The organism is Okeania sp. SIO2C9, assembly GCF_010672455.1.
GTDB lineage: Bacteria > Cyanobacteriota > Cyanobacteriia > Cyanobacteriales > Microcoleaceae > Okeania.
Genome location: NZ_JAAHGO010000014.1, coordinates 1 through 10215, shown reverse-complemented (window position 1 = coordinate 10215; position 10215 = coordinate 1). Strand labels below are relative to the sequence as shown.

Here is a 10215-nt window from a genome sequence, read left to right as displayed (position 1 = left end):
CACCTGCACTAACGGCAGCCAATTCAAAAACAGCATTGGAGCCTATCATCCACCAGTACTGACTTTGGTAGACCGTAATTTCTTCGGCACCTTGGCCACAGGGCATGTCCGCAATGGCATGGCAGAAATTATTAAAATGGCTGTTACTGATGACCCAACTCTGTTCGAGTTGATGGAACAATACGGTTCGCAATTGCTGGAAACTCACTTTGCTACCCTCGAGGCAGACGAGAAACTAGGAGAAATTGCCGATGAAGTCATCTATCGGGCATTATTCTCCTATATGAAGCATGAAGGGACAAATATGTTCGAGACTTACCAAGACCGTCCCCATGCTTATGGTCACACCTGGAGTCCTCGTTTTGAACCTGCTGCTAAGTTGATGCACGGTCATTCTGTTACTATTGGTATGGCTTTCGGTGCGAGTTTAGCCGTAGAGATGGGCTGGCTCAAATCAACAGAACGCGATCGCATTATCGATTTGTGTCGTTCTCTTGGCTTATCCGTTTACCACCCAATCCTGGAAAATATTGACCTAATGCTTGAAGGTCAAAAAAATATGCGGTGCAAGCGAGGAGAGCAGGGTTTGTGGGCACCATTGCCTAAGGGCATCGGTTCCTGTGATTACGCCCAAGAGGTATCGTCAGGGTTGCTGCAAGCAGCCATTGAAAATCACAAGCAGTTATGTTCTTCCTTGCCTGATCACGGAAAAGGTAGACAAATGTATCTCAGTGATCTTGGTCTTGAGTAAGGACAGTAGAAAATGAGTAAGCTAGCAAAAACTCCTCCAACTCCCAGACCCAATCTCCCCATCTCCCAATCTCCCCATCTCCCAATCTCCCCATCTCCCAATCTCCCCATCTCCCCATCTCCCCATCTCCCCATCTCCCCATCTAATTACACCGATGCTACCGGATTTGATATGATACACCCCCTATTAATTCATTAGTATTTTCTGCTTCATAAAACTGACACAAAACGTCACAAACAGTGACGAATTAATATTTACTTCCTGCTTCTATCGGATCTAATGTCAACTGTACGGATCTCGCGTTAACCATTGTTGATAGATGGTTTCCTAGTTCTAAAACTTGCTCTAGGTGTGGAACTGTTTTGGAAAAAGAATTAATTGCATGGCAAACCGAGCGTAACCAAACTGCCTCTAAGGTGAGCTGGCAATTTTCGACTGATGATGCCAGGGTTAAACTCAAACATCTTTATCCGGTTTTTGAGACTGCCTAAGACCCAATAATTATCACCATCAATTCAATAGTGATCGCTTGTTTCCTGCTGTCAATTGACAGCGATCGCCTGTTTCTGATTTTCCATTTTGAGTCAAAGCGGTTATCTTTAAAATAGCAACTTTTTCCTGACTATATCTATTGCACTATTTTAGATGAAACAGTCCAATACCAATAGCGTTCATGTGTAAGTCCTAAATAAAATAAATAATGCTAAATAGCGTGCTAATTCTACTTCCTACCCCCTCTTTATCTGGAGATGTCTAATATCAAGAAAATATAAGTTTAATCACAAAATATTAATATTTGCCTCGAACTCTTACAACACTTGTTATCCTGAATACATCAATTTAACAAACTGTGATAAAAATTATGAGAGTATCAAAATCATCATTACATCTTGGCCAGTCAATATCTCTGGGAATTGTTTTGTTACTAATGAGCTTTGGGGTAATGCTGGTGACAACAATAATGATAGCAAATGGAAGCTAAAAAAACAGCAGACCCCTTTCACTAAAATCAAAGAGGTCTGGCAATTCAATTTAACAGAAACAGTAAGAATTTCCGTGAACTTTAGTAAAGGAAGTTCATAATAGAATACCGACAAGTCTAATAAAAATACAGGTAGAAGACCCTGGTGTATAAACAGCGACTCCGCAGACAATTTAAATTCTACAGTGTTGCCTAAGTGCAACGTCAGGAGTATGTCAATACAGCTTTAATTAATTATTGGGGTGGGGTAGAGGTATTCCCACCCTATAAACGTACTAAAAGATTTTTTCCATGACTATCAGTACCGCAGGTATTAAGTAAACCATAAGTAGCACTGAGTTTTTTCACTTGTTCTGTTTGTTTTGGACTAGGATGCCAGGGTTTAGTGTGAGTATAACCGTAGTAGGTTTCTACACCATCAATACCTAACTTAGCTGCTGCTTTGATTAGATCGGTAGCAGAACGCTTATAACGACAGGGATGAGCAAGCACCGCTAAACCACCAGCTTGTTGAATAGCAGCAATAACATTATCCGCTTGATATTCTTGACCTTGAGCAGCTTTTCCTGTCAAATAAGGCTGCAAACTTGAGTGTTCTGGGTTAAAGCCATATCCTAGAATATGTACTTCAATATTAATTAAGTTGGCGTTAATTTCTACTCCACTCCACAAAGTCGGTGCTAACCGCTCGCGGTCTCCATCATTAGATTTCCAGTTTTCTAACCAACTTTTAGCTACTTGATAACCAGCAACAGTATGATGATCGGTAATGGCCAAACCTTTAAGGCCGATCGCAATTGCTTGCTCTATCAAACTCTCAGGTTTTAACTGTCCATCCGAGTGGATTGTATGCAGATGAAAGTTATAAGAGTATGGACAGCTATGAGCATCAATAGTTTCAAAGATTTGCTTAATTTGAGAGTAGTTATTGGCCACTCGATTAGTCAAATCAGGAGCCAAAGCTATATTGATAGACATATATTTTAATAAATCGTTACTTTATCCAATATATCTAATTTTTATCCAAAACTGCTAATTAGCTTCAGCTAACTAATATATTAAAATTTTATATTTAAAAATATCTAATTGATTAAATAGTATTGATTTGATGGGAATGATGGGAAAAATTTATCTTATAAAATAAGAGGGTATTTATACTGATTAAATTATGTTCGGTTGAATAGTTAATAAGATCTGTGAAAATAGGTAATTGGCAATTAGTAATTAGTAATAGTTCAAATAGCTTTATTGGTTTATGGAATGCTAATACTAAATTCGAGATAGTTAATGACTACTGTATCTCTGTAATCTGAAGGCTACTCTAACTGGCTACTGGCTAGTAAATATAATAATAATCGATCGTCCGAACATGATATTAGTCCCAATTTATTTGTATTTTAAATAACATAAAAATCCTAAACAGACTGAATGTAATACCAATTGACTCTAAGGATGTCACAAATAGTCAGCAACCGATGCGATGTGGAATAATAAGCTGAAATTATTGTAAGCGTCAATACTTTAAGTCTATCAACTTTCACTTCGCGCCTTCTAACTTCTGACTTTTGACTTCTGATACCAAATTCAGTTTAAAGATATTACAAATAGTTTCAAACTTTGAAATATTAAATAATTTCCTGAAATTACTGTATAATTAAAGTTTTATAGCTCTAATAAAATCTTACTTTTGACTTTTGACTATCTTGAGTTCGTCTTACATTCTGAGGAAACCTCAGAATTACGCATTCGCTTTTGACTTATAACTTCCGTGAAACGGTATGACTTCCATAAGGTGGGCATTGCCCACCCTAGACAGAAGCAGGATGACCCATATAGCAAACTTTAATTGATGGATTAGTAAAAAGAATCTGTTTCATTTTCAATACCATACTAGCTTTGGTCACTATTGCGAAATACCCAAGCCATATCCAACAATTTTGCCCAACGTTTTTGTAACTGTTTCGGAGTACATTTAATAGTCTTCGCGATCGCTTGTTCATCTTCACCATTGCGCTTGAGTTGTAAAATTTGCTGTTGTTCAGGAGAAAGAGTTGCCTGGAAAGCTTCCCATTTATTAGAAGTCATACCTAATTTTTGGTCAATGTCAGCACCTAACCATTGATGCACTAACTTCCAATTTTTAGAACAAGCAAATTTTTCAACATGATACTTAAAACGTTGTTGTAAATAATCCCGTTGACGAGAAGTTAAACCTAGCTCCTTATCAATATCAGATGCTTGATAATCTTGTAATTTTAGACGCAGATAATCAATACATTGGTCTTGACCTTGAGCTTCCAAGTAATTGATTAATTCAGAAACTACGCGATCGCGCAATACAGCTTCAGCGGGGTCAACAGCTTCAGAAACCATTTGCTCCCGTACCTGTTGCACAGCAGAAGAGCGACTAAAAGCTTCTGCATCTTCACCTTTGGGAGACTCAACTGCCATTTCAATATCAAGAGAAGTTTCAGGAGGTTGACCCTTAGCAAAACCTTGAGCGCGGAGTACAATCAATCTTTGACGATTCCGGCCTGGCAAACCAATTTGACGCTTGGCGTACTGTTCAGTAAATGCCATATATTCTGCCAATTCTAATTTCACTCTAGGAGTATAGTCTTGATCGAGGGAGTGTTCCCGACGGAAAGCTCTTAAAGACTCAATATAAAAACCTTGCAGAAAATCCTCAATCAAGTTATAACGACCTTGGAAACTTAACTGTGCTCTAAAAGAAGCAATATGACGATAAATCATAGAAGCTAGCAGAGAGTGTAATTCTACCCGACCTTGCTTAGAACCAAGTTTGTAGTATTGTACGCACTTTTGCAAGCGATGACGAGCCAAACTAAGTTGCCAAGATTGAACTTCACCAGAATTTTGAATCCGATTACTCTTTTGGCAAATCCGCTCTACTTCTTGGGCGATGCGAGTAGTTACGGTTTCAGCTTTTGCGGGCTTACTTTTTAAAGTACCTTGCAATTCTTGCAAAGCTACAGCAGCTAAAGTTTCAGTATTCATTTCTAGTACAGTATTCGCTGTAGTGTGATTTTCAACTTTGCTGTTGTTAACTTCTGGAGCGATAACAGTGTTTGTGTTTAGGGAGTTGGGGGAGTGAGCAATCTTAACAGTCATTTGATTTTACCTTTGGATAATGCACAGTAGGTGTACGAAGTAATCATGTAGAGTGATTAGGTGTTGTGAAATCTGTGTGATTCGTTTCTTGCCTCTACACTTACGACTATAGGAAAGTTCACCCAACTATTTGCAGAGGAGGGTTCCACTTTTATGATGTGGTTTTGGTATTAAATCAAAGATATATTTTCCGGATTCCGGTCTAAAACGAACGAAAGCTAGATATACACTGAAAATCAGAACTTTACTTACAAAACTATCCAACTTAAAGAAACTGTGACAATATTCAAATTGGCAGTGCCACCCGTGTAACAAAAACACAAGTGGCACAGTAGTAGGTCTTAGGTTGTAGGTTTTAGGTTGTAGTGGCAGATTGTATACTGAAAGCTGAGTGCTGAAATGCTTATAACTAGTTAACCAATCAGAGCTGTTACAGTTTCAACTCCAAGACCTTGCCTAATCAGATTTGGCTCTTGGCCAGTTAATTCCAGGATAGTGGATACTTGATATCCAGGGTCAGAACCGTCATCAACAATGATGTCCACTAAATTTTCTAGACAATCAAATAATTCTGCTTTACCAGTAACTGCTCCTACATCTACTGGGGCCATTCCTTCCGCATCACTGGTAATGTGAGCTGATGTTGAAATGATAGGATTGGCCAAAGTATCCAACAAAGACAAACAAGATCGATTGTCTGGAACCCGAATACCCGTTGTTTTTCGCTTAGGACTCATCACCAGTCGTGGGACTAACTTTGTGGCAGGCAACACAAATGTGTAAGGGCCAGGAATTAAACGTTTGATGATTCGGTAGGCTGAGTCACTCACAATGGCGTAATTGGCTATATTGGACAGAGAGGAACAGAGGAATGTCAGAGGTTTATCATTGGACAGTTGTTTAATTTGTCTGACTCGCTCTACAGCAGATTTAGCGTAGAGGTCGCAACCTATTGCGTAAACGGTATCTGTGGGATAAAGCATCACTGCCCCATTTTTCAGATCGCTAATAATTTGTTCTACACGTCTTTGCTGGGGTGTATCAGGATGAAGTTCATAGAATATTGCCATAATTTTTATTTTAGATTATAGAAAAAGTATGTGTTAGATTTTAGACTGAAAAAATTTACCACAAAATGGGCTTAACCCAATGTCGCAAGAATTCCCCATCCCTACTATAGGGTGGAGATTAATTGTGACCAGTGAATAATCCGCAGGAGCTACCACTTTCAGCAAATCTTGTGCCATAATTTTATTGTTAACCTGAGTTTTTAGGCCAAATTTTGTACAGAGCCATCAAAGTTAGAATTTACCCATCATCTGAACAATCCCAAAAACTAACTCAAGTCATGGGGTGTGCTAGATGGTGGTGGAATTATGCCTTAAACCTGTGCAATGAAACTTATCAACAAACAGGCAAGGGATTAAGCCAAGTTGCTCTGAATCAAGTTTTGCCCAAGCTCAAAAAGTCACAAGAAACTGCATGGTTGAAGGAATGTTATTCTCAAGTTTTGCAGTCAACAACCCTCAACTTAACCAAGGCATTTAAGAACTTTTTTGATAAAAGGGCTAACTACCCTAGATTCAAGTCTTATCATGGGAAAAAATCAGCACAGTATCCTCAAAACTGTCAAGTCGTTGACAATGGAGTAAAAATTCCTCAAGTAGGGGTAATTAAAGCCTCAATTCATAGATTATTTGACGGTCAATTAAAAACTGTAACTATTACTAAAACTCCCACAGCAAAGTATTATGCCTCATTGTTGTTCGACACTGAACAAGAAACTCCGGAAGTGCTGTTAACTGGTAAAGTAGTCGGTATTGATTTAGGAGTCAAAGATTTTTGCATTACCCATGATGGAGAAAAAACATCTAAATATGAGAATCCTAGACACCTCAATAAACATCAGAGAAATTTAGCTAGAAAACAAGCTTTATTAGCTCGCAAGAAAAAAGGAAGTAAATCAAGAGAAAAAGCACGTCAGCTAGTGGCTAGAGTTCACGAACGTATTAGTAATGCCCGTCAAGACTTTCTACATAAATTATCCAGAAAAATCGTCAATGACAATCAGATAGTAGTCGTTGAGAATTTGAACATCAAGGGTATGGTTTGTAATCATAAACTAGCTAAAGCAATATCTGATGCCGGATGGGGAATATTTGTCAATTTCCTTGAGTATAAACTACAACAAAAAGGTGGTTTGTTAGTAGAAATTGACAGATGGTTTCCTAGTTCTAAAACTTGTTCTAATTGCCTCTATCAAATGCCAGAAATGCCATTAGATGTGAGAGAATGGACTTGCCTCAGTTGTGGCACACACCATGATAGAGACGAAAATGCCAGCAAGAATATCAGAATAGAAGGCGTCAGACAATTATCAGTCTTGGGAACCAGGACTGCTGCTGAAGTAGGGGAAGTAAGACCAAAAGCTGGGCGTAAGTCTGTCTTGAGGCATTCCCCTGTGAGTTCAGAAGCCCCATTGGGGTAGTTCACAGACCCGTCCTTTAGCTTAGCAGAGGAAGGCTTTTCATAGGATGGCTTGCTATTTTAACTTTTACCTAAGACTACCACCTACCACCTAAGACCTAATTCAATTTATGAAAAAAATAGCTTACCTTGAATGTCCCACTGGCATTGCGGGCGATATGTGTCTGGGTGCTTTAGTCCATGGTGGTCTTCCCCTAGAATATCTGATGGAAAAACTCAATCTTCTCGGCATTTCCCAGGAATATCAGTTAAGCACTGAAAAAGTGCATCGTAACGGTTTACTAGCTACGAAATTTCATGTCAATCTAACTTCTGCAAATCCTGAAAATGGGGAACCTCTGACTTTTGACCACCACCACCATCATACTCACCATTCAGATCATCACCAAAGTACAGAAACACACAATCATTCTCGCAACCGTCATTTGCCAGAAATTGAAGCATTAATCAAAAAAGCAGGATTGCCTCGACGTGCTGAAGCTTGGAGTTTAGCTGTATTTCATAAATTGGCTGAAGCTGAAGGTGCCGTACATGGTATTGCCCCAGAGAAGGTACATTTTCACGAAGTAGGGGCAACTGATGCCATTGTTGATATTGTTGGGACTTGTTTAGGCTTAGATTGGTTGAATATTGAGCAATTATATTGTTCGCCTTTGCCCACTGGTGGGGGTACTGTGAGGGCGGCTCATGGTCGGTTACCTGTACCTGTACCAGCAGTGCTAAAACTTTGGGAGTTGCATCAGGTTCCGATTTATAGTAATGGTATTGAAAAAGAATTGTGTACTCCTACAGGTAGCGCGATCGCTTGTACTCTGGCCAGTAATTTTGGCTCGCCACCATCAATGTCTCTAGAATGTGTGGGTTTGGGTGCGGGTTCCCGGGATTTAGCTATTCCTAATATTCTACGTTTGTGGATCGGAGTAGGGGAGGTGAATACTCAAAATTCTCAACTTACAGAATATCATTCTCCTAGTTCCCCACATCCACACCTAGAAACTGTAATGGTGTTGGAAACTCAAATAGATGATTGTACTCCTCAAGCGATCGCCTATACTTTTGATGCTTTGTTTGCAGTAGGTGCATTAGATGTTTTTACCCAACCTGTGACGATGAAAAAATCTAGGTTAGGAGTGTTACTTACTATTGTTTGTCTACCGGAAAAGTTGTCTGCTTGTGAGGAGGTAATATTTCGAGAGACTACAACTCTGGGTATTCGTCGCTCTACTCAAAAACGGGCTATTTTGGAGCGAACAATTAATCAGGTGCAGACAGACTATGGAGCAGTGCGGTTAAAAGTGGCAAAGATGGGGAATCAAATTGTGAATGTGCAACCTGAATATGAAGATTGTGTCAAATTAGCTAGACAGCAGAATATTCCTTTGATGGAAGTACAGAAAATGGCATTACAAGCTTGGTACAAATAATAATTAATAATTAATAATTAATAATTAATAATTAATAATTAATAATGGCTTTGTTGCACAAACAGAAGAAATAAAATAAAATAGAGGAATAGCGCACGCAAGTCGCAACATTTATGCAACAAAGCCTTTTTGTTTGAAGGCAAATCAATATTCAGTCTTAGAGTTAGGGTGTATAACTGATAATAATTTAGCTAATTAACATTATTTACCAAGCACTTAACAGCTAGCTATATTTGGAATGAAAACAAATAAATTAGAATCCTACAGCATTCTGCCTCTAAGTTTAATCGTATTCTCATTTACAGCAGCTCCCGCTTCCTCTCAACCCATAACTCCGGCCAACGACGGTACAGGTACAACTGTCACACCACAAGGCAACCAATTCAACATTGAAGGAGGCACCCGCAACGGAGCCAACCTCTTCCACAGTTTTGACCAATTCAACGTTAATTCTGGCCAAACCGCTAATTTCCTGACAACTCCAGATACTCGCAACATTTTAGGACGAGTTACAGGAGGAAATGCTTCTATTATCAACGGTNTTAAATTTAAACCAACTTAAGTTAACAGGAGAAAAGATTTTAATCGTTGGTGGTGGTTTAACTAGCGGACATTTAGCCAAAGGTGCAATAAATTTGGGTGCAACTGTAACCCTAATGACTAGAAAACAGTTACAGTCAAAAATCTTTGATGCCGAGCCTGGTTGGTTAGGACCAAAATATCTCAAAGACTTTCACGCCGAAACCGATTGGTCTGCCCGTTACCAGCAAATACAACAAGCCCGTAATGGTGGTTCGATAACTCCCGAAATGATGCTGCAATTAAGAAAAGCATCTCATCAAGGTAAGGTGAGGATCGATGAATGCTGTCAAGTCAGCGACGCACAGTGGCAAGAAAATCTCTGGCAGGTTCATTGTCACAATGGAAACAAACATCAATTTAACCGTATTTGGTTGGCTACTGGTACGAAATTTAATGCCAAAGAGCATCCTTTGTTACAAGACTTACTTGAGACTTATCCCACAGAAATAGTTAACGGTTTACCCATACTAGACAAACATTTACGTCTACCCAAGTCCAACTTGTTTATCATGGGTGGTTTGGGTGCTTTGCAAATTGGTCCTGTTGCCAGAAATATTGGCGGTGGGAAAATGGCGTGTCAATGTATCGTGCCAGCAATTGTTAAACCCAGTTTGGCGATTAGATAAAAGCATCAAAAAAATTAGTCATAGATTTTTGCCTTAAGATAGTGCGCCCTGAATAGGAAAAAGAATTTAGCGAAATTAATATGGGTCAAATCCCCATCCAATTTGTCTGGAGCGTCTCCGCGTCTTTAGTGCCAATTATTTTGGCAAAAACCCTATGTATCGCCATTACATAATTCACTATCGCTCTCTTCTAAATTCTGATTATTGTTAAGGTAATCCTTGATCCAATCA

7 protein-coding genes and 2 pseudogenes are annotated in these 10215 nt (G+C 39.1%); 4 read left to right on the top strand and 5 right to left on the bottom strand.

Going from position 1 to position 10215, the window contains the following annotated elements:
* Positions 1 to 751: pseudogene (locus tag F6K23_RS14390) on the top strand (3-dehydroquinate synthase); the annotation flags it as partial.
* Here F6K23_RS14390 and F6K23_RS14385 read toward each other — a convergent pair.
* From F6K23_RS14385 to F6K23_RS14365, 5 genes are all read right to left on the bottom strand, one after another.
* Complete coding sequence (locus F6K23_RS14385; protein WP_375340761.1) at positions 729 to 893, bottom strand: hypothetical protein; 165 nt, start codon at positions 891 to 893, stop codon at positions 729 to 731. The pseudogene F6K23_RS14390 and the gene F6K23_RS14385 overlap by 23 nt on opposite strands.
* A gap of 105 nt (positions 894 to 998) precedes the next feature.
* Positions 999 to 1211 carry a hypothetical protein gene (locus tag F6K23_RS42850; protein ID WP_375340763.1) on the bottom strand — a complete coding sequence of 71 codons (213 nt, stop codon included), beginning with the start codon at positions 1209 to 1211 and terminating at the stop codon, positions 999 to 1001.
* Positions 1212 to 1997: 786 nt separating this feature from the next.
* Positions 1998 to 2711 carry a PHP domain-containing protein gene (locus tag F6K23_RS14375; RefSeq protein WP_293156451.1) on the bottom strand — a complete coding sequence of 238 codons (714 nt, stop codon included), beginning with the start codon at positions 2709 to 2711 and terminating at the stop codon, positions 1998 to 2000.
* Positions 2712 to 3623: 912 nt separating this feature from the next.
* The gene (locus F6K23_RS14370) at positions 3624 to 4751 is read right to left on the bottom strand and encodes a HetZ-related protein (protein ID WP_375340762.1); all 1128 of its coding nucleotides are present in this window, start codon (positions 4749 to 4751) and stop codon (positions 3624 to 3626) included.
* Positions 4752 to 5278: 527 nt separating this feature from the next.
* The gene (locus F6K23_RS14365; protein WP_293156445.1) at positions 5279 to 5935 is read right to left on the bottom strand and encodes an L-threonylcarbamoyladenylate synthase; all 657 of its coding nucleotides are present in this window, start codon (positions 5933 to 5935) and stop codon (positions 5279 to 5281) included.
* A 209-nt stretch (positions 5936 to 6144) separates the two neighbouring features.
* On the opposite strand from F6K23_RS14365, the gene F6K23_RS14360 reads away from it, so the two are divergent.
* The 3 genes and pseudogenes from F6K23_RS14360 to F6K23_RS14350 all read left to right on the top strand — a co-directional run.
* Positions 6145 to 7353, top strand: coding sequence for an RNA-guided endonuclease TnpB family protein (locus F6K23_RS14360; RefSeq protein ID WP_293156457.1), 1209 nt, complete (start codon positions 6145 to 6147; stop codon positions 7351 to 7353).
* A 109-nt stretch (positions 7354 to 7462) separates the two neighbouring features.
* Entirely contained in the window at positions 7463 to 8776 is a 1314-nt protein-coding gene (larC, locus tag F6K23_RS14355) for a nickel pincer cofactor biosynthesis protein LarC (protein ID WP_293156442.1), read from the top strand.
* Between the two features lie 238 nt (positions 8777 to 9014).
* Positions 9015 to 9317, top strand: a pseudogene (locus tag F6K23_RS14350) (filamentous hemagglutinin N-terminal domain-containing protein); the annotation flags it as partial.
* Positions 9318 to 10215: the final 898 nt, after the last annotated feature.

Excerpts from the sequence above, each read along its gene's own strand:
- F6K23_RS14385 (WP_375340761.1), bottom strand. The coding sequence starts at position 893 with ATGGGGAGATGGGGAGATGGGGAGATGGGGAGATGGGGAGATTGGGAG.
- F6K23_RS14375 (WP_293156451.1), bottom strand. The coding sequence starts at position 2,711 with ATGTCTATCAATATAGCTTTGGCTCCTGATTTGACTAATCGAGTGGCC.
- F6K23_RS14370 (WP_375340762.1), bottom strand. The coding sequence starts at position 4,751 with ATGAATACTGAAACTTTAGCTGCTGTAGCTTTGCAAGAATTGCAAGGT.
- F6K23_RS14365 (WP_293156445.1), bottom strand. The coding sequence starts at position 5,935 with ATGGCAATATTCTATGAACTTCATCCTGATACACCCCAGCAAAGACGT.
- larC (WP_293156442.1), top strand. The coding sequence starts at position 7,463 with ATGAAAAAAATAGCTTACCTTGAATGTCCCACTGGCATTGCGGGCGAT.